The organism is Noviherbaspirillum pedocola, assembly GCF_016632335.1.
GTDB lineage: Bacteria > Pseudomonadota > Gammaproteobacteria > Burkholderiales > Burkholderiaceae_D > Noviherbaspirillum_A > Noviherbaspirillum_A pedocola.
Genome location: NZ_JAEPBG010000003.1, coordinates 333,079 through 350,457, shown reverse-complemented (window position 1 = coordinate 350,457; position 17,379 = coordinate 333,079). Strand labels below are relative to the sequence as shown.

Here is a 17,379-nt window from a genome sequence, read left to right as displayed (position 1 = left end):
ACCTCCTGTTGTATGTGCCCTTCACAAGTAGCGAAGACGGTCCTCATCGATTGAGGACCGCCAACTGCCCGGCTTGAAGTCATCTGCGTTCCGGCATTCGCGATTTAGCAGTTAGCGTGCCAATGCCGCCTGGAACCGCGCTGGCCGTGCCAGGCGGCGTGCAATCGCGCGTGCAAGGCACGCAGGCGCCCTCGCGCTGTATCCGGAAGGGAACAGTCGTCTCTATTGGTGTTCCACTTCTGTATCCTGCGGCGCAGCATGACGACGCGCTCTTCCATGGACAGTCGTCTGCGCGATTGGCACGCGGCTTGCAGTGCATGCACGACTCCGTCACTCTCTTCTTCACCTGGCGCTGCCCATACGTTCGGGAGCTGCGGCACGCCACCAGGAGGACTTCGCGCCGATGACAACCGACCGCCTGCCCTTACGCCGATTGCGCTTGTCTTTGACTTGTCTGCTGCTGTTGTGCGCGGCGCCTGCGTCGCATGCGGTGGCGCGGGCGCTGCCGATGCGCGAGATCGCGCAAGGTGTTTATCTGCACCAGGGCTTGCATGAGGAAAGCTCCCGCGCCAACGCCGGCGATATCGCCAATGTCGGCTTCATCGTCGGCTCGCGCTGCGTCGCTGTCATCGATACCGGCGGCAGCTTCGAGGTCGGCAGGCAGCTGCTGCACGCGATCCGCCTGCGCAGCGCAAAGCCGATCTGCTATGTAATCCATACCCATGCCCATCCCGATCATGTGTTCGGCGATGCCGCCTTCCTGTCGCGCAGGCCGGTGTACGTTGCCCATGCGCGTTACGCCTCCACCTTTGGATCGCGCTGGTCTCACTACCGCCGCGCGCTGGTACGCGAACTCGGCCAGCAGCGCGCGGGCCCCGGTGAAATGATTGCGCCTGGCCTTACGGTAACGGGACAAATGTCACTCGACCTCGGCGCGCGCACGCTGTTGCTGCGCGCCTGGCCGACAGCGCACAGCAATGCCGATCTGACGATATGGGACAGCCGCACTGGGACGCTATGGCTGGGCGATCTGCTCTTCGAAAGGCGCGTGCCGGCGCTGGACGGCAGCATCAACGGTTGGCTCGACGTGCTGGATGAAATGCGACGCCTGCCGGTGCGCCTGGCGGTGCCGGGACATGGAGCGCCATCGCGCCTGTGGCCGGGCGCGCTGGAAGCGCAAACCACCTATCTACGCGAGCTGCGGCAGGAAGTCCGCGCGGCGCTGCGGCAGGGAAAAACGCTCGCGCAAGCCGCTGAAGCGGCATCGCATGATGACGCGGGACAGTGGCTGCTGTTCTCGGAATATCAGCCGCGCAATGTGACAGCTGCCTATGCTGAACTCGAATGGGAGAAAAGATGAACACGGTCTGTCACGCATTGCGCGCCGGGCATGTACTGCGCCTGTGCCGGCTCGCTGCATGGGCGCTGTTATTGCACGCGGCCGGAACGGCACAGGCCGCCGACAATTGGGCCAAGCTGCGTCCGGGCCTCTTCGGCCAGCGCGTCATTGCCGGGGATGGCGACACCCTGGTCGAACTGGAGGCGCCGCAACGCGCTGCCGATGCGGCGGTGGTGCCGGTGGCGATACGGGCGCGGCAGCCGCAGACTGCGCAGCGCTTTCTCAAAACGATCTATCTGATCATCGATAAGAATCCGGCGCCGCTTGCTGCAACCTTCCACTTCACGCCGGCCGTCGGGCAGGCCGACATCGAGACCCGCATCCGTATCGAGGAATACAGCAATGTGCGCGTGGTCATCGAAATGCATGACGGCAGCCTGCATATGGCCAGTCGCCCGGTGAAGGCTGCCGGCGGCTGCTCGGCGCCGGCCGGCAAGGACGCGGGTGCGGCGAGCGCCGACCTGGGCCGGATGCGGCTGGCGGTGGAGTCCTCGGCGCCGCCAGGTCAGCCCCGGCTGGCGCAGCTGATGATCAGGCATCCGAATGACTCCGGCATGGCGATGGACCAGGTCACGCGCCTGTATGCGCCGCCGTATTTCGTCAAGCACATCGAGGTGGCCTATGACGGCAAGCCGCTGCTGAGCGCGGATACCGATATCTCGATCAGCGAGAACCCGAATTTCCGCTTCCGCTTCGTCGCTGAAAAGGCTGGCACGCTGACCGCGCGCGTGGTGGATTCAAAGGATCTGAGTTACAGCGCCAGCGTGTCGGTGGCGGAACGCTGAGCTTCGCTTCGCCACACTGGAACCGGGCCGACGCTTGTCGCATGCCTACGGGGCAGATGCGCTCAGCGATTCCCCTGCCCCTTGTCCGCCATGCTTTGCGTCAGGTGGCGAATACCGCGTTCCCAACTGCGGTCGGTGTTGCCGCGTATGTCGACCGACTTCATCAGCACGGTGCGGCCCGAGCGCACATCCTTTACCTGAATGTTGATGTTCAGGATCAGGTTGCTTACCTTCTGCACCCAGCCTGTCAGCACCCGGTCCACGCCGAGCGCCCGGCCGAGTTCGACGTCGCAGCCATTGCAGTCATGCAGCGCGACATGGGAACGCATGTCGTCCACCAATGCCGCTTTCCGATGCCAGTCGATCACCTGATAAAAACCGCGTTCGATGAATTCGCGACGCAACTGTTCCGAAATCCGCTGCAGCCGCTCGCGCTGTGCCGCCTCCGCGGCGTGGTCCAGCGTTTCGTCGATCAATGCGAAGTCGAACATCGCGATGCGCTTCAACGGCGCATCGGCGGCCATGCCGGGCGCATGCAACAGGAACAGGCACAACACCAACGCGCGCGACGACTTCATTTGATGAGGCAGGCTGCATTGGCCTGCTGCCTGACGAATTGATGGCTCTTGGCCATCTTGCGCACTGCGGGTGGATCGCGGAATGCGCCGCCGCGCTCGCCGCCTAGCCCCTGATAGCGCAGCGCGGTCTCGGCTTCAAGAAAATCCTCGTAGTTCAGCTTTTCGGCCATCCGGTCGACTGCGCACGAGCATTTGTACAGATATTCCTGCTTGCCGCCATGGTCCTTCATGCATTCGAGCACGTATTCCACGCGTGCCGAGGTAGGAAAATCGTTGGCGCAAGCCAGCGCGGGCACGAGGATTGCAGCGCACAGGACAGCGCCGAAAACGTGGCGTTTCATCGGGTCTCCTTTATCAAGATGCTTTCCATCGCCATGTGCTTACGCAAAGCAAGATTGTTGCCACGACTGGCACTGCCGTCACGAGCCCACCCGGCGCAAAGCCGCGGTGCAAGACACGTGGAACAAGCTTGCCTGGACTTGGCGGCAAGGTCAGGGGCGCCCACCGCAAGCCGGTCCCGGGCCCAGGATGAAGCGGCTTCTCGCGGCTTGCAATCGCCGTCCCTTGTACCGCGCAGGTTGCTCGCCGCGCTCTGCCTGCGGGCGGCTGCGTTCACTGTTCCGGAACCGGAACAGATTGCGCCGGGCGTGTACCTGCTCGAAGCCGTGATGGCTCCGGCAGCGCCGGACAATCGCGGCTTCGTTGGCAATATCGGCATCGTGGTCGGTTCCTCAGGCGTGGTGCTGGTCGACACCGGTACCAGCGCGAAAGCGATGCAGGAACTGCTGATGCGGCTGCGCGGCATCACCGCCCTGCCTGTCGTGCTGGCGATCAATACCCATCAGCACCCTGCGCACGTTTTCGGCAACAGCACCCTGCGCGACATGGGCGTGCCTGTCCTTGCCCACCGTGATGCCGCCGCACTGATCGATGCGCGCTGCGAACGCTGTCTGAAGGGGCTGGTGCAGACCCTCGGTCAGGAAGCCATGGCGGGCACCGCAGTCGTGAAACCGACGCAGCTCATCGACGGCGCGACATCGATCAACACCGGCGGCCGTGACATCGACCTGCTCTACTACGGCAACAGTTCGTCCCCGGGCGCGATCGCTGTCTATGACCGCGCCAGCGGCGTGCTGTTTGGCGGCGGCATGGTCAGCGTTGGCGCCATACCGGATGCAAAGGATGCCGACATCGTGAAATGGCGCGAGGCCCTGCAGGCAATGGCGACGCTCGAACCGAAGCGCATCGTGCCGCGTGCCGGGCCGCCGGTCCCGGCATCACGCCTGAGCGAACTCGATGCCTACCTGGCCGACTTGCAACTGGCGGTGCGAGATGCGTTTGATCGGCACGTGGGCCTGGCCGAAGCGGCGAGCGCCGCGGCCTTGCCGGCCTATCGTGGCAGGGCCATGTATGACAGCCTGCATCGCAGGAATGTGGAGGCGCTGTATCTGCGACGGGAGCAAATGGAAATGGATGCAGGGCGTTGACCATCGTTGTGGCGCATCACGGGCTCTTCGAAGCCGCTGTGGCCATGCCGAGCGTGGAGGAACACGCGCTTCGCCTGGATGCCATGACAGGTTCGCGCCGCGATGCGGCCTCTTCATCCCGGCAAACCTTGATATGGCTGGTGCCGCGTCATCGATGCGCGGACGCGATGTGCACTGTCGACATACATTAGTGCATTGCGTAAGGAGGCCGCCATGGACATCGTCTCGCCAATGATGAGCACGCTGCTGGCTGCTGCCGTGCAACTCTCGGGCCTGCCCGGCATGCCGGCCGGCGAGCTGCCGCCCGTATTGATGCTGCCTCGTAGTGAACTCAACAATACCGTGTGCCCGTCAGCGCCGGTGCGCTGCGCCGGACTGACGGCTGCATTCGATACCCAGCGCTACCGCATCGTGATGGACGACAGGCTGAACCTCAACGATGCCTACGATGCCTCCTTTCTTGTGCATGAGATGGTGCATGTGCTGCAGTTTCGTAGCACGGGCAGCATTGGCTTCACCTCGTGCGAGGCCGTCATCGAGAGCGAACGCCAAGCGTATGCAGTGCAGAATGCCTATCTGCGCGAACATGACCAGGTCGCCAACGAAGGCGCGATGCTGAAGTTTTCCCATTGCCCGGCGAAGCAGGAAGACAGGTAGGCCGTCGGCATCCGCGCCTGACCGAGTTACACCGGTTCGCCGTGCTTGTGCCGTTTTGCCATGCAAACGGTGAGAAACGCTGATCAAGTTGGCAATTCATTACAAATCGACATGCATCCTTTATTGCGTTCACGCAAGAATTTCTACCGTTCGTCGGACAAAGGGCTGTTAATCGGATAAGTTTCACTGAAGAAAGGAACATTTCCCTCAAGAATGTTGTCTGTAGGAAGCAATTTCCACAGATAAATATTTTTAAGGGGGTCTCGTGTTTCGTTCGTCTTCAGCGCATCCGATGGGGCGCTTGCTTATCTCAGCCGCGGCAGTGTCGCTCGCTTTCGCGTCCGCAGGCGCTTGCGCCGCCACCTTGTCGGTTGGCCCGGGCAAGACCTATTCCACGCCTTGCCGCGCCTTTGCTGCAGCAGCCAATGGCGACACCATTGAGATCGATGCGGCCGGCTCCTATGGCGGCGACGTTTGCGGCATCTATCCGAGCAACCTCGTCATCCGCGGCGTCAATGGCCGCCCGAAGATCACTGCCAACGGCATGAACTCCATGGGCAAGGGCATCTGGGTCGTCGAAGGCAACAACACCACCGTCCAGAACATCGAATTCTCCGGCGCCACCGTCGCTGACGGCAATGGCGCCGGCATCCGCCTCGACGGCCAGCATCTCACCGTCACCGGCAGCTACTTCCATGACAACCAGGACGGCATCCTGACCAACAACGACGGCGTGTCCAACATCGTCATCGAGAATACCGAGTTCGCCTTCAACGGCGCCGGCGATGGCTATACCCACAACGTCTACGTCGGCCATGTCAACAGCCTCGTCTTCCGCGGCAACTACTCGCATGACGCCAAGGTCGGCCACCTGCTGAAGTCGCGCGCCAACACCAACACCATCCTGTACAACCGCTTCTCCAGCACCATGGGCGGCGCGCCGAGCTATGAGATCGATCTGCCCAATGCAGGCACCTCGTACGTGGTGGGCAACATCATTCACCAGCCGGCCAACAACTCGAACCCGAACATCCTGGCCTATGGCGAAGAAGGCGCAAGCAACAGCGGCCAGGATCTGTACGTGGTCAACAACACCTTCCTCAATGACGACAGCTCGCGCGGCACCTTCGTCATGGTCGGCAGCGGCGTGTCCACGCCGGTGCTGATGCAAAACAACGTGTTTGCCGGCACCGGCACCGGCACTACCCAGGGCAATGCGATCGACAAGAACAACTACCGCAGCCTGACGCCGGCCTTTGTCGACCGCGCCAACTGGGATCTGCGTCCGGCCGCGGGCTCGCCGATGATCGATGCCGGCGCAGCACCCGGCAATGCGGCATCGGGCTTTGCGCTGAACCCGACGCTGCAGTATCTGGCCACTGCGCAGACGCAGTCGCGCCCGGTCAATGGCACGATCGACATCGGCGCCTTTGAAGCCGCGGCGACGACTTCGACGACCACGACCACGTCTCCAACCACGCAGACCAGCACCTCGACAACCACCAACACGTCGCCCACCGTCTCCACGACGCCGACGGTAAGCTGGACCACCTGCGCTTCGGAATACAGCACCTGCAATTTCAGCGGCACGCGCCAGGTGCGTTACGGCGCCAACGGCAGCTATGTGTACAAGACGCTGACCGGTCCAGTCGACTGCAATAACACGACTTTCGGCGACCCGGCCTATGGCTATGCAAAGACCTGCGCCTATGCCGATTCAACCACTTCCAGCACCAGCCCGAGCACGACGTCGAGCACCACTTCCGGAAATGGCACCTGGACCAATTGCGCCAGCGAATGGGGCACCTGCAACTTCTCGGGAACCGCGCTGGTCCGTTATGGCGCCAACGGCAGCTATTACTACCAGACCGCGACCGGCACGATCGCCTGCAACAACGCCACCTTCGGCGATCCGGCGGTCGGCGCCACGAAGAGCTGCGACTATTCGCCGACCACCAACACGTCGACCAATACGTCCACCAACACCTCGACCAACACCACCAGCTCGACCACCTCGCCCTCGTGGACCACTTGCGCGAATGAAGGCGGCGTCTGCAGCTTCTCGGGAGCGATGCAGGTGCGCTATGGCGCCAACGGCAGCTATGTCTACCAGGTCGCCACCGGCTCGATCGGCTGCAACAACGCCATCTTCGGTGATCCGGCCTACGGCGTTGCCAAGAGCTGCGCCTACGCGCCGCTGACCTCGACGTCGAGCACGAGCTCCACCAGCGACACGACCACGCTGTCGGCGATCACGGTCACGCCGACCGCGACCTGGGTCAGCTGCGCCGCCGAGAACGGCTATTGCAGCTTCTCCGGCACGCATCAAGTGCGTTACGGCGCCAACGGCAGCTACTTCTATCAAACGCTGAGCAACGGCGCTTCCTGCAGCAACGCCACCTTCGGCGATCCGGCAGTGGGCGCTTACAAGAGCTGCGATTACGCCATGTGATCCGGCCTACCGACGCTGCAACGGCCCGCAAGCTGTCATGGCTTGCGGGCCGTTGTGCTTGGGGCATCCGCAGTAATGACTGATGTGGCGAAATTTGTTTTGATGATGCGCGGACCGTCGTTTGCTTACCGGTTTGCGTAGGTTGGGCTGCCAAGCCCAACATCGGGCACCCGCGGAGCCGCGAGCATGTTGGGCTTGCAGCCCAACCTACGAGCTTTACCGGTTTTGCGTAGGGTGGGCGCAGCCCACGCGGTTCTCGGCATGCGGTCGGACGCGTGGGCTGCGCCCACCCTACGCGCCATTCTGCGACCCGGATGGCGCCAAAAAGCGAACTCCGCTCAGCAGATGCTCGGCACGGCGTCGACGCGCAATACCGTCACCGGATTCCAGCCAACGGTTGCGATCACCCGGTTCGCATCAACCGGCTTGCGGCCCAGCGCGCGTTCGAGCGAGAGCGTGATGTGATAGGTGCCGCCGTCCGGCCGCCGCATGTTGCCGTCCACCGTCACCACCAGCGCTTCGAGCGAGGCATCGCAGGCATACCCGACGATGAGGATTTCCGCCGGTGGAGGCAGCTGTCTGTCGCCGGCGGACAAGCCGAAACGCTCGGTCACATGGTGGCAGATCACATCGCCGAACTTCGGCGGGAAGCTGTCAAGAATCGCCATGCGCGACGCGTCTGCAATCACATAAGCGCTGTAAGCCATCGGTTGTCGTTGCGCGACCGAATGCGGACGCGATGCCCCAGAGAAAGACTGCGGATACAATTGCGCGCCGGACACCGCTTCCCCGTCGTAACGCGGCAGGTGTCGACCGGACATGCCACAAAGCCTCGCGCCGTACGCAAGCTTCACAAGAACGCCGCGGCGCAAGAACGAAGAGGACCATACCATGTTCACCCGCATCAGCCTTTGCCTTGCCCTGGCCACCGCATGCAGTCTGCCGGCCCTGGCCCAGGAATCCACCGATGGCTACCTGTGCTGCAACCTGCGCAGCGACGGCAGCTGGATCAGCGACATCAACTATGCCGAAGACGGCAAGCACATCATCCCGGCCGGCACGCCGCTCAAGGTCCTCAACCAGGGACGCTATCGCGTGTATGTGCAGATCGAGGGCAAGAAGCAGGCGCTGGGGAATGATTACAGCCGCGAGCTCGACCTGAACGCCTTTACCGCGCGCTATGTCGCGAAGACCGATCCGACCGCGGCGCTGGCAGCGGCACCGGAAAAGATCCGCACCGCGGTCAGGGAAGCGCGCGTGGTGCCCGGCATGACGCGCGAGCAGGTATTCATGTCGGTCGGCTATCCGGTCACCAGCGAGAATCCGCGCCTCGACGCCCGCGTGCTGCGCTACTGGCTCAGCAGCTTCGCCGAATTCCAGGTGGTGTTCGACGACAGCGGTCTGGTGAAGGAGATCGTTGCGGATCCGGCTACCCGCAATCTCATCGCTCAGTAGTCATACGCTGCGGGCCGGGTCCAGAGCAGCCAGGGCCGGCGGCACGCGCGTTCCGGATAACGCGCCTGCAGCACGCGCTCAGCTGGGATGGCTTCGGTCATGCGCATTCACAAAGTCCTCTTCATGTTCGTTAATCGTTTAGCAGTTTTTATAGCCGAACTCACAATGTGAGCGCGGCTGCTACACTACGGCGTCCGACGCAGGCAGGGAGACGCTTTGCGCCGGAATGCGCCCCGCCATCCGCGCGCCGCTTCGCCTCTCTCGGGCGGCGCGTTACGCGTACGGCGCGGAACCGTCATCCACCGATTCTCAAGAGCAGAACATGACCTATCCGAACACCCAACTCTTCATCGACGGCCAGTGGCAGGATGCACAGGACGGCCGCTCGCTCGCTGTGCACAACCCCGCCAACGGCCAGGAAATCGGCCGCGTTGCGCATGCCGGCCGCGCCGACCTCGATCGCGCGCTTGTCGCCGCGCAGAAAGGCTTTGAAACCTGGCGCGACATGGCCCCGGCCGAGCGCAGCAAGATCATGCGCCGTGCTGCCGCCCTCATGCGCGAGCGCGCCGATGCCATCGGCCGCCTCGTGACCCAGGAACAGGGCAAGCCGCTGATCGAAGCCAAGGGCGAGGCGCTCGCCGCAGCCGACATCATCGAATGGTTCGCCGAGGAAGGCTTCCGCGTCTATGGCCGCCTGGTGCCGTCGCGCGGCAGCCTGGCGCTGCGCCAGATGGTGATCAAGGACCCGGTCGGTCCGGTCGCCGCGTTCACGCCATGGAACTTCCCGATCAACCAGGTGGTGCGCAAGGTCGGCGCCGCGCTCGCGGCCGGCTGCTCGATGCTGGTCAAGGCGCCGGAAGAAACCCCCGCCGGCCCGGCAGCGCTGATCCAGGCCTTCGCCGATGCCGGCATTCCGCCGGGCGTGCTGGGCCTGGTCTATGGCAATCCGGCCGAGATTTCGAGCTACCTGATTCCGCATCCGACGATCCGCAAGATCACCTTCACAGGCTCCACCCCGGTGGGCAAGCAGCTCGCCGGACTCGCCGGCCAGCACATGAAGCGGGTGACGATGGAGCTGGGCGGCCATGCGCCGGTGATCGTTTGCGAAGACGCCGACATCGCGCTGGCAGTGAAATGCGCCGGCGCGGCCAAGTTCCGCAATGCCGGCCAGGTCTGCATTTCGCCGACCCGCTTCCTGGTGCATGAAAGCATCCGCGGCGACTTCGAAGCCGCCATGGTCGCGCATGCGCAAAAACTGAAGGTCGGCGATGGTCTGGCCGAAGGCACGCAGATGGGCCCGCTGGCCAATCCGCGCCGCCTTACCGCGATGGCCGAGTTCACCAAGGACGCGGTCGAGCGCGGCGCCAAGGTACTGCACGGCGGCGAGCGCATCGGCGACGCCGGCAACTTCTGGCAGCCGACCATCCTGTCCGACGTGCCGCTGGAAGCGAAGGTCTTCAATGACGAACCGTTTGGCCCGATGGCGGCAATCCGCAGCTTCAGCAATCTCGAAGAAGCAATTGCCGAAGCCAACCGGCTGTCCTTCGGACTGGCAGGCTATGGCTTCACCCGCTCGCTGAAGAATGCCGATCTGCTGAGCCGCCGCGTCGAAGTCGGCATGATGTGGATCAACATGCCGGCCATGCCGTCGGCCGAGATGCCCTTCGGCGGCATCAAGGATTCCGGCTACGGCTCGGAGGGCGGTCCGGAAGCGCTGGAGGCGTATCTGAACGTGCGTTCGGTGGCGGTGATGAACGTCTGACGCGGCTGGAAGCGGCGCGGCTGCGCCGCCAATGTCGCCATGACCCGGCAGGTCTGCCCTGTGGACCTGCCGGGTTTTTTCTTGCCTGTAATCCGGATAAAGATGCTCGCAAAGTCGAGCCTTGTTCGCTTTATGCTCGAATCTGCGAACTCTTTATACGTGAGTCTGCGCGCACCGCTGTCGTAGCACAGGCAATCGCCGCCAACTAGCCTTCATCGGACGCCGCCGCCGACATCCCCTCATCCTGCTCCTTGCGCACCCGGGCCATGTGCTTCGCATACTGCTCCAGGCGCTTGTCCTCCTCGGACTCGGGCAGCCACGCCGGCACCGGCACCGTATCGCCGCCGCCGTCGACCGCGACGAACACGATCAGACAGCTGGTGGTGGTCTTGCGCCCGGCGGTGCGTGGATCGGTTGCGAACACGTCGATGGCGATATGCATGCTCGACGTGCCGGTATGGACCACCTTCGCATTCACCTCGACAATCTGCCCGATGAAGATCGGCTTGTGAAAGCGGATGCCGCCGACGTACACCGTCACGCAGTAATAGCCGCTCCAGCCCACCGCGCAGGCATAGCCGGCCTGGTCTATCCATTTCATCACCGCGCCGCCGTGGACCTTGCCGCCGAAGTTCACATCGGTGGGCTCGGCCAGAAAGCGCAATGTGACTGCGCGCGGTCGTTTTAGGGAGGCTTGTGCGTTGGGTGTCATTTGAGGTCCTGGAAGCATGAGGGGTTTTGTTGGAAGCGGCATGGATGAAGTCGCACACGAGAGGCATGTGGAGCCAGTTCGCAGCGATGCGAAGTTTAGGAAAGCTTTGGTAACGGCGCAAATCTGAATGGCGCGCCTGAGGCAAACGACATCGTCCCGAACGCTCCTCTGCCGACAGAGAACCATTCACCCCCTGCCCGCCCGCTATAATCACCGCGCCGCTATCCGGCGTTTCCTTTCCCGACGCAACCGCCATTGCACGCATTGCGCAACGCCAGGATCAACCCCGCCTCAATCAAGGAAGCTCTTACCCATGCCCCCGCAGACAAAATCCGCAGTCATCACCGGCGCCGCCCGTGGCATCGGCCTTGCCATCGCGCGCACCTTTCTCGCCAACGGCTATCACGTAACGCTGCTCGATATCGACGGTGCCGAACTGCGCAAGGCCAGCGCAAGCCTCGCCCCTGCTGATGCCGTGCTGGCCATCGAATGCGACGTATCCGTTCCCGCGCAGGTGCAGGCGGCGATCCGGACTACTGAAGAGCGTTTCGGCCGCATCGACGCGCTGGTCAACAATGCCGGCGTCGCGGTGTTCAAGCCGCTGCTCGAGACCAGCTTCGAGGAATGGGAACGGGTGCTGGCGGTGAATCTGTCCGGGCCCTTCCTGTGCACCCAGGTCTGCGCACCCGTGATGCTGAAAAACGGCGGCGGCAGCATCGTCAACATCGCGTCGATCTCGGGCCTGCGCGCCAGCACGCTGCGCGTGGCTTACGGCACCAGCAAGGCCGGCCTGATGCATCTCACCAGGCAGCAGGCCGCCGAACTCGGCAATGCCGGCATACGCGTCAATGCGATCGCGCCGGGCCCGGTGGAAACCGCGATGGCCAAACAGGTGCATTCGCCAGCCATCCGCGCCGATTACCACGACGCGATTCCACTGGCCCGCTATGGCACCGAGCAGGAAATCGCCGACGCCGTCTACTTCCTCTGCAGCCCGGCGGCCAGCTACATCAACGGCCAGACGCTGGCGGTGGACGGCGGCTTCGATGCGGTCGGCATCGGCTTGCCGACGCTGCGCGCGACAAGCCGGTAATTCGTCGCACCACCGCATGCATTCGATAGAGGTTCGCGCCGCAGGCGGCGCGCCTCATCGACGCGCTTGCTGTTCGCGATTGATCGGCGTGGACATCAGTTCACGGCGGTAACCGGTACAGACACGGGATCGGCGAGACGCATGATGTAGGCCACTACATCATCAGGCCAGCCACTCGCCAATTCAGCCAGACGATCGATTTCACCCGCAAACAAGGCGCGACTGGCGTCCTCGAAACCCGGCAGATCTCCCGACAGGACGTGCATCACGTTGTAGGCGCGTTCCATACTGAGCCGTTCCCGATCACGCGCGACATTCGCCTGTCTCGCTTCATGCACCAGTTTGCGCAACGCGACAGAAGCACCGCCAGGCTGCGAAGCGAGCCAATCCCAGTGCTCGGGAAGCAAGGTCACTTCCCGTGCGATCACCCCCAGGCGCGGCCTTCCGCGACCCCTGACGCTTATGCCTTCTTCCGTTGCCGCGGGCTCGACGGCAAGCGGCTCATCCGCGTAGCGGGCTTCCACCTCGGCACTAGTCCCGCGCAGATCCAGTTCCACCTGCTTGCCGGTGTCGTCTTCGAAAACGAGCGGCATGGCGTTCCGCTCCTCTTTCAGCGCTCGGCAAAGCGCGGTTGCGAGTTGGCTCAGCGTGCCGGTTGCGATCAAGCGCGAACCCAGAAAGCCGGTGAAGGTTTTTTTTGCTTGAGGTTTCATGAGAGGCCCGTTCGTTTTGAAAGGTACCAATAATACCCGGATAAAAATGATTTGCCAATATTACCCGGATAAATATAAGACGTAGCCGGAGGAGCTGATGCATGCCGCGCACCGCGTGCGGCATGCAGCCGTCACTGACGAAGCGAGCCAGTGTGCCAAGTTTGGCAGTGGCGATCGTCCGAAGCTTGCCTCACCGCCAACGTGCATACCAGGATGGCGGCGTCGCGATTGTCACCAAGCTGGTGCGCAACTTGTGCGCAATTCTCCGCATCGCTTGCGCACAGTACGCGTACAGGACGCTTTCCCGTATCCGCACCGATATTTTCACTGCACGATCAAGGGAGTAGACCGGTAATCGCCCAAAAGAACACAGATGGCATAGGGATTGCTTAACGGGAATTGTCAACATTCGCCTCCTTAAGGCCCGGATTCCGTTCCATGAGACGTCCCATCACTCTCGCCCACGAAGATGCGCACCAGGCGGCGCGCGCCCATGTGGAAGACCGCATGTATGCCGCACTGTATGCCGCCATCATGGAACACCGGCTGCATGCCGGCGCCAAGCTCACCGAACAGGGCCTGGCCGACATCTATGGCGCGGCGCGCTACAACGTGCGGCGGGTATTGATGCGCCTGGCCTCGGATGGCCTGATCGATCTGAAGCGCAACCGCGGCGCTCGCATTGCCAAACCAGGCGCCAAGGAAGCAAGCGACATGTTCGAGCTGCGCCAGACATTGGAAGGAGCGCTGATCGCGAAGGTTGCGCGCTTCGCGCAGGAGCTGGACTTCCTGCGGCTGCGCGAGCTGATCGCGCGCGAGCGCGAAGCCTATATGGGAGGCGATCGTCCGCGCTGGATACGCCTTTCCGCCGATTTCCACATCGAACTGGCGCGCCTGGCCGGCAACATGCTCGTGGTCGACACGCTGCGCCGGCTGGTCTCACGCACCACGCTGATGATCTCCACTGCCGACAGCCAGCAGCCCTGCTCCTTCGATGAGCATGCCGCCATCGTCGATGCACTTGCCGCTCGCAATGTGGACGGCGCACGCGCTGCGATGGCGCGGCATCTGGAGCGCTGCGCCTGCCGCATGCTGCGGCCACAACATGAAGCTTTCGATTTGCGGACGGCGCTGGGCCAGCCGGACGCGCATAGCAATGAGCCCGAACTCAACATCAAGGACTGAGATGAAAAGGAAATACGCAATTCTGGGAATGCTTGCAGGCATAGCAGGGACCAACGCCATGGCTGACACCAACGTGCAATTCACCGGCACGGTCGACAACTATGTCGGCAGCATGCGCAACAGCGGCGACAAGCGCATCGCAGCCGTCAACAGCGGCGGCATGACCACGTCCTGGTTCGGCTTCAAGGGCAGCGAGGACCTCGGCGGCGGATTGCGCGCCGACTTCGCGCTGACCAGCTTCTTCCAGGCCGACAGCGGCGCGCAGGGCCGCTTCTCCGGCGACACCCTGTTCTCGCGCGACGCCAATATCGCGTTGAACGGCGGCTTCGGACGCGTGCAGATGGGCCGCGGCCTGGCGCCGAGCTTCCTGCCATACATCCTGTCCAACCCCTTCGGCGATTCCTTCACCTTCTCGCCGCTGGTGCTGCAGTCGTATGTGCCTACCGGCGCCTTCGGCAACCGGGTCTGGCCGTCGGCCACCGCTTCCGACAGCGGCTGGAGCAACGAGATCATCTACACCACGCCGGACTTCGCCGGCTTCAAGGCCAATGTGCATTACCAGTTCGGCGAAGTCGCCGGCGACAACAGCAAGCGCAACGTCGGCATCAACGCGCTGTACTTCCACGGCCCGATCACGGCCACGGCCTTCTACCACGACACCCAGGTCAGCAACCCGACCGCGAACAACCCGATCGTCGACATCACCGGCGCCCCGGCTTTCCCGTCCACGGTGAACTTCTCGTCCATCGTGCGTCAGAAGGCATGGTTCCTCGGCGGCGCTTATGACTTCCAGGTCGTGAAAGTGTTCGCGTCCTATCAGAACACCAAGGACAACAGCGCGACTTCGAAGGACATGAACGACAAGACCTGGAGCCTGGGCGCCTCGGTGTCGCTGGGCGCCGGATCGATCCTGTTCGACTATGCGCAGACGCGCCGCTCGGGCAGCATCGTCGGCACCGATCTCAAGCGCGACACCACGTCCATCGGCTACGACTACAACATGTCCAAGCGCACCGATCTGTACGCCATCTACATGTCGGACAAGGTCAGCACCTTTGACCGCGCCGGCAGCGTCGGCCTCGGTATCCGCCACCGCTTCTAAGCTGCGGCGTCGCGCGCTCGGGCGAGGTCCGCGCGACGCCCCTTCACCCGGCCGGGCGCTTGCGCCCGGCGCTATCGAGAGAGTCTTATGTCCGCTAAAAAACACCTCCTCCGCTGGGTCGCCGGCCTCGGCCTGTGCGCGCTTGCCTTGCCGGCGCTGGCCCAGGAAACCCGCATCAAGTTCCAGCTCGACTGGCGCTTTGAAGGCCCGTCCGCGCTGTTTTTGATGGCCAAATCAAAGGGCTACTTCGCGCAGGAGAAGCTCGATGTCAGCATCGACAGCGGCAGCGGCTCCGGCAATGCCGTCAACCGCGTGGCCTCGGGCGCCTATGACATGGGCTTTGCCGACATGGCCGCGCTGATGGAATTCACCGCGAACAATCCGACCGCGCCTTCCCGGCCACAGGCAGTGATGATGGTCTACAACGACACGCCGGCCGCGATCCTCGCATTGAAGAAATCCGGCATTGCCAAGCCCGCCGACCTCGTCGGCAAAAAGCTCGGCGCGCCCGTGTTCGACGCAGGTCGCCGCGCCTATCCCATCTTCGCCAAGGCCAATGGCATCGATGCGAGCAAGTCGACCTGGGTCAGCATGGATCCGCCGCTGCGCGAGACGATGCTGGTCAAGGGCGACGTCGATGCGATCGCCGGCTTTTATTTCACCTCGCTGCTGAATCTGAATGCCCGCGGCGTGAAGGATGAGGATGTGGTGGTGATGCCCTATCCCGATTACGGCGTGAAACTGTATGGCAATGCCATCATCGCGTCGGACGCGATGATCAAACAGCACCCGGATGCGGTGAAAGGCTTTCTGCGCGCCTTCACCAGGGCGGCGAAAGACGTGATGGCCGATCCGGACGCGGCGGTCAAGGTGATCAAGGAGCGCGACAGCCTGATCGATGAGAAGCTCGAAGCGCGGCGGCTGAAGCTGGTCATCAAGAGCACCATCAATACGCCGAACGCGCGCGCCGAAGGCTTTGGCCAGGTGTCGCCTTCGCGCTTGGCGCTGATGGCTTCGCAGGTCTCGGATGCTTATGGCACGAAGAACCGGGTCGATCCCAATGCGGTATGGAACGGCAGTTTCCTGCCAACCAGGGCCGAACTCAACGTCTTCCCGAAATAAGCCGCGTATCTAAGCCGCGTATCCCTTGTACTACCCCGGGCACTGCCGCGACCATGCACATGGCGCGGCGCCCTTGAGAACCGTCATGTCCGCCACCTTCGTCGATTTCCAGCAGGTTTATCTCTCCTACGATGACTCCTCGGCCTTCGCGGTCGAGGACATCACGCTCTCGGCGCGCGCCGGGGAATTCATCGCCATCGTCGGACCTTCGGGCTGCGGCAAGTCCACCTTCATGAAACTCGCCACCGGTTTGAAGCGCGCCACCCGCGGCAGCGTGACGATACAGGGACAACAGGTCAGCGGCCCACTGAAGTTCGTCGGCATGGCCTTCCAGGCGCCGACGCTTTTGCCCTGGCGCAGCACGCTGGACAATGTGCTGCTGCCGCTGGAGATCGTGGAACCGTATCGCAGCGAGTTCAAGCGCAGGCGCGGTGAATATGTCGAGCATGCGATGCGGCTATTGAAGGCAGTAGGGCTGGACGCGCATGCGAAGCACTATCCATGGCAGCTTTCCGGCGGCATGCAGCAGCGCGCCTCGATCTGCCGCGCGCTGATCCATCAGCCGCGCATGCTGTTGCTCGATGAGCCATTCGGCGCACTCGACGCCTTCACCCGCGAGGAATTGTGGTGCGTGCTGCGCGATCTGCATGCCGAACAGCGCTTCAATGTGATCCTGGTCACGCACGACCTGCGCGAAGCGGCCTACTTGGCCGACACCATTTATGTGATGAGCAAGCGTCCGGGGCGCATCGTCGCGCGGCGCGAGAATCCGCTGCCCGGGCCGCGCGAGCTCGATGTCACCTATACCGAAGCCTTCAGCGCGCTGGTGCATGAACTGCGAGAGCGCATCGGCAGCGTACGTAGCGCCTGAGGAAGA

At 63.1% G+C, this 17,379-nt stretch carries 17 protein-coding genes; 12 read left to right on the top strand and 5 right to left on the bottom strand.

Annotation, left to right across the window (positions count from 1 at the left end; all coding sequences use genetic code 11):
• Window positions 1-403: 403 nt before the first annotated feature.
• Together JJB74_RS10050 and JJB74_RS10045 are read left to right on the top strand one after the other, a co-directional pair.
• Window positions 404-1,360, top strand: a complete 957-nt coding sequence (locus JJB74_RS10050; protein WP_200591713.1) for a quinoprotein relay system zinc metallohydrolase 2 — start codon at window positions 404-406, stop codon at window positions 1,358-1,360.
• Window positions 1,357-2,184 carry a quinoprotein dehydrogenase-associated SoxYZ-like carrier gene (locus tag JJB74_RS10045; protein WP_200591712.1) on the top strand — a complete coding sequence of 276 codons (828 nt, stop codon included), beginning with the start codon at window positions 1,357-1,359 and terminating at the stop codon, window positions 2,182-2,184. The genes JJB74_RS10050 and JJB74_RS10045 overlap by 4 nt, the downstream gene beginning before the upstream one ends.
• A 62-nt stretch (window positions 2,185-2,246) precedes the next feature.
• Here JJB74_RS10045 and JJB74_RS10040 read toward each other — a convergent pair whose 3' ends face one another.
• Together JJB74_RS10040 and JJB74_RS10035 are read right to left on the bottom strand one after the other, a co-directional pair.
• Window positions 2,247-2,762: a DUF3280 domain-containing protein gene (locus tag JJB74_RS10040; protein ID WP_200591711.1), complete on the bottom strand. Its 516-nt coding sequence runs from the start codon at window positions 2,760-2,762 to the stop codon at window positions 2,247-2,249.
• Window positions 2,759-3,103 (bottom strand): hypothetical protein, encoded by a 345-nt coding sequence (locus JJB74_RS10035; protein ID WP_200591710.1) that lies wholly within the window; start codon window positions 3,101-3,103, stop codon window positions 2,759-2,761. Before JJB74_RS10035 ends, JJB74_RS10040 begins: the two co-directional genes overlap by 4 nt.
• A gap of 207 nt (window positions 3,104-3,310) precedes the next feature.
• On the opposite strand from JJB74_RS10035, the gene JJB74_RS10030 reads away from it, so the two are divergent.
• The 3 genes from JJB74_RS10030 to JJB74_RS10020 all read left to right on the top strand — a co-directional run bounded on the left by JJB74_RS10030 (window position 3,311) and on the right by JJB74_RS10020 (window position 7,358).
• Window positions 3,311-4,249: an MBL fold metallo-hydrolase gene (locus JJB74_RS10030; RefSeq protein WP_200591709.1), complete on the top strand. Its 939-nt coding sequence runs from the start codon at window positions 3,311-3,313 to the stop codon at window positions 4,247-4,249.
• 213 nt (window positions 4,250-4,462) lie between these two features.
• On the top strand, window positions 4,463-4,906 hold the full coding sequence (locus tag JJB74_RS10025; RefSeq protein ID WP_200591708.1) for a hypothetical protein: 444 nt from the start codon (window positions 4,463-4,465) through the stop codon (window positions 4,904-4,906).
• Between the two features lie 301 nt (window positions 4,907-5,207).
• Entirely contained in the window at window positions 5,208-7,358 is a 2,151-nt protein-coding gene (locus JJB74_RS10020) for a right-handed parallel beta-helix repeat-containing protein (protein ID WP_200591707.1), read from the top strand.
• Between the two features lie 338 nt (window positions 7,359-7,696).
• Here the strand turns inward: JJB74_RS10020 and JJB74_RS10015 are convergent, their stop codons facing one another.
• Window positions 7,697-8,179 carry a hypothetical protein gene (locus tag JJB74_RS10015; protein WP_200591706.1) on the bottom strand — a complete coding sequence of 161 codons (483 nt, stop codon included), beginning with the start codon at window positions 8,177-8,179 and terminating at the stop codon, window positions 7,697-7,699.
• Window positions 8,180-8,249: 70 nt separating this feature from the next.
• Here JJB74_RS10015 and JJB74_RS10010 point away from each other — a divergent pair, with 70 nt between their 5' ends.
• Both JJB74_RS10010 and JJB74_RS10005 read left to right on the top strand, forming a co-directional pair.
• A complete protein-coding gene (locus JJB74_RS10010; protein WP_200591705.1) occupies window positions 8,250-8,813 on the top strand; it encodes a hypothetical protein in 564 nt (187 codons plus the stop codon).
• A 322-nt stretch (window positions 8,814-9,135) separates the two neighbouring features.
• Window positions 9,136-10,575, top strand: a complete 1,440-nt coding sequence (locus JJB74_RS10005; RefSeq protein WP_200591704.1) for an NAD-dependent succinate-semialdehyde dehydrogenase — start codon at window positions 9,136-9,138, stop codon at window positions 10,573-10,575.
• A gap of 205 nt (window positions 10,576-10,780) precedes the next feature.
• Here the strand turns inward: JJB74_RS10005 and JJB74_RS10000 are convergent, their stop codons facing one another.
• A complete protein-coding gene (locus tag JJB74_RS10000; protein WP_200591703.1) occupies window positions 10,781-11,287 on the bottom strand; it encodes an acyl-CoA thioesterase in 507 nt (168 codons plus the stop codon).
• A gap of 313 nt (window positions 11,288-11,600) precedes the next feature.
• Here JJB74_RS10000 and JJB74_RS09995 point away from each other — a divergent pair, with 313 nt between their 5' ends.
• Complete coding sequence (locus JJB74_RS09995; RefSeq protein WP_200591702.1) at window positions 11,601-12,380, top strand: SDR family NAD(P)-dependent oxidoreductase; 780 nt, start codon at window positions 11,601-11,603, stop codon at window positions 12,378-12,380.
• A 95-nt stretch (window positions 12,381-12,475) separates the two neighbouring features.
• Here JJB74_RS09995 and JJB74_RS09990 read toward each other — a convergent pair whose 3' ends face one another.
• Entirely contained in the window at window positions 12,476-13,093 is a 618-nt protein-coding gene (locus tag JJB74_RS09990) for a DUF2239 family protein (protein ID WP_200591701.1), read from the bottom strand.
• A gap of 438 nt (window positions 13,094-13,531) precedes the next feature.
• Between JJB74_RS09990 and JJB74_RS09985 the strand changes: the two genes are divergently transcribed.
• From JJB74_RS09985 to JJB74_RS09970, 4 genes are all read left to right on the top strand, one after another.
• A complete protein-coding gene (locus JJB74_RS09985) occupies window positions 13,532-14,278 on the top strand; it encodes a GntR family transcriptional regulator (RefSeq protein ID WP_200591700.1) in 747 nt (248 codons plus the stop codon).
• A complete protein-coding gene (locus JJB74_RS09980) occupies window positions 14,250-15,380 on the top strand; it encodes a porin (protein WP_267913149.1) in 1,131 nt (376 codons plus the stop codon). Before JJB74_RS09985 ends, JJB74_RS09980 begins: the two co-directional genes overlap by 29 nt.
• A gap of 87 nt (window positions 15,381-15,467) precedes the next feature.
• Entirely contained in the window at window positions 15,468-16,502 is a 1,035-nt protein-coding gene (locus tag JJB74_RS09975; protein WP_200591698.1) for an ABC transporter substrate-binding protein, read from the top strand.
• An 85-nt stretch (window positions 16,503-16,587) separates the two neighbouring features.
• A complete protein-coding gene (locus JJB74_RS09970; protein ID WP_200591697.1) occupies window positions 16,588-17,373 on the top strand; it encodes an ABC transporter ATP-binding protein in 786 nt (261 codons plus the stop codon).
• Window positions 17,374-17,379: the final 6 nt, after the last annotated feature.

Bases quoted from the DNA above. Each gene is read 5' to 3' on its own strand.
- JJB74_RS10040 (WP_200591711.1), bottom strand. From the start codon at position 2,762: ATGAAGTCGTCGCGCGCGTTGGTGTTGTGCCTGTTCCTGTTGCATGCG.
- JJB74_RS09995 (WP_200591702.1), top strand. From the start codon at position 11,601: ATGCCCCCGCAGACAAAATCCGCAGTCATCACCGGCGCCGCCCGTGGC.
- JJB74_RS10000 (WP_200591703.1), bottom strand. From the start codon at position 11,287: ATGACACCCAACGCACAAGCCTCCCTAAAACGACCGCGCGCAGTCACA.
- JJB74_RS09985 (WP_200591700.1), top strand. From the start codon at position 13,532: ATGAGACGTCCCATCACTCTCGCCCACGAAGATGCGCACCAGGCGGCG.
- JJB74_RS10005 (WP_200591704.1), top strand. From the start codon at position 9,136: ATGACCTATCCGAACACCCAACTCTTCATCGACGGCCAGTGGCAGGAT.
- JJB74_RS10015 (WP_200591706.1), bottom strand. From the start codon at position 8,179: ATGTCCGGTCGACACCTGCCGCGTTACGACGGGGAAGCGGTGTCCGGC.
- JJB74_RS10010 (WP_200591705.1), top strand. From the start codon at position 8,250: ATGTTCACCCGCATCAGCCTTTGCCTTGCCCTGGCCACCGCATGCAGT.
- JJB74_RS10025 (WP_200591708.1), top strand. From the start codon at position 4,463: ATGGACATCGTCTCGCCAATGATGAGCACGCTGCTGGCTGCTGCCGTG.
- JJB74_RS09975 (WP_200591698.1), top strand. From the start codon at position 15,468: ATGTCCGCTAAAAAACACCTCCTCCGCTGGGTCGCCGGCCTCGGCCTG.
- JJB74_RS10045 (WP_200591712.1), top strand. From the start codon at position 1,357: ATGAACACGGTCTGTCACGCATTGCGCGCCGGGCATGTACTGCGCCTG.
- JJB74_RS09990 (WP_200591701.1), bottom strand. From the start codon at position 13,093: ATGAAACCTCAAGCAAAAAAAACCTTCACCGGCTTTCTGGGTTCGCGC.
- JJB74_RS10035 (WP_200591710.1), bottom strand. From the start codon at position 3,103: ATGAAACGCCACGTTTTCGGCGCTGTCCTGTGCGCTGCAATCCTCGTG.
- JJB74_RS09980 (WP_267913149.1), top strand. From the start codon at position 14,250: ATGAGCCCGAACTCAACATCAAGGACTGAGATGAAAAGGAAATACGCA.
- JJB74_RS10050 (WP_200591713.1), top strand. From the start codon at position 404: ATGACAACCGACCGCCTGCCCTTACGCCGATTGCGCTTGTCTTTGACT.
- JJB74_RS09970 (WP_200591697.1), top strand. From the start codon at position 16,588: ATGTCCGCCACCTTCGTCGATTTCCAGCAGGTTTATCTCTCCTACGAT.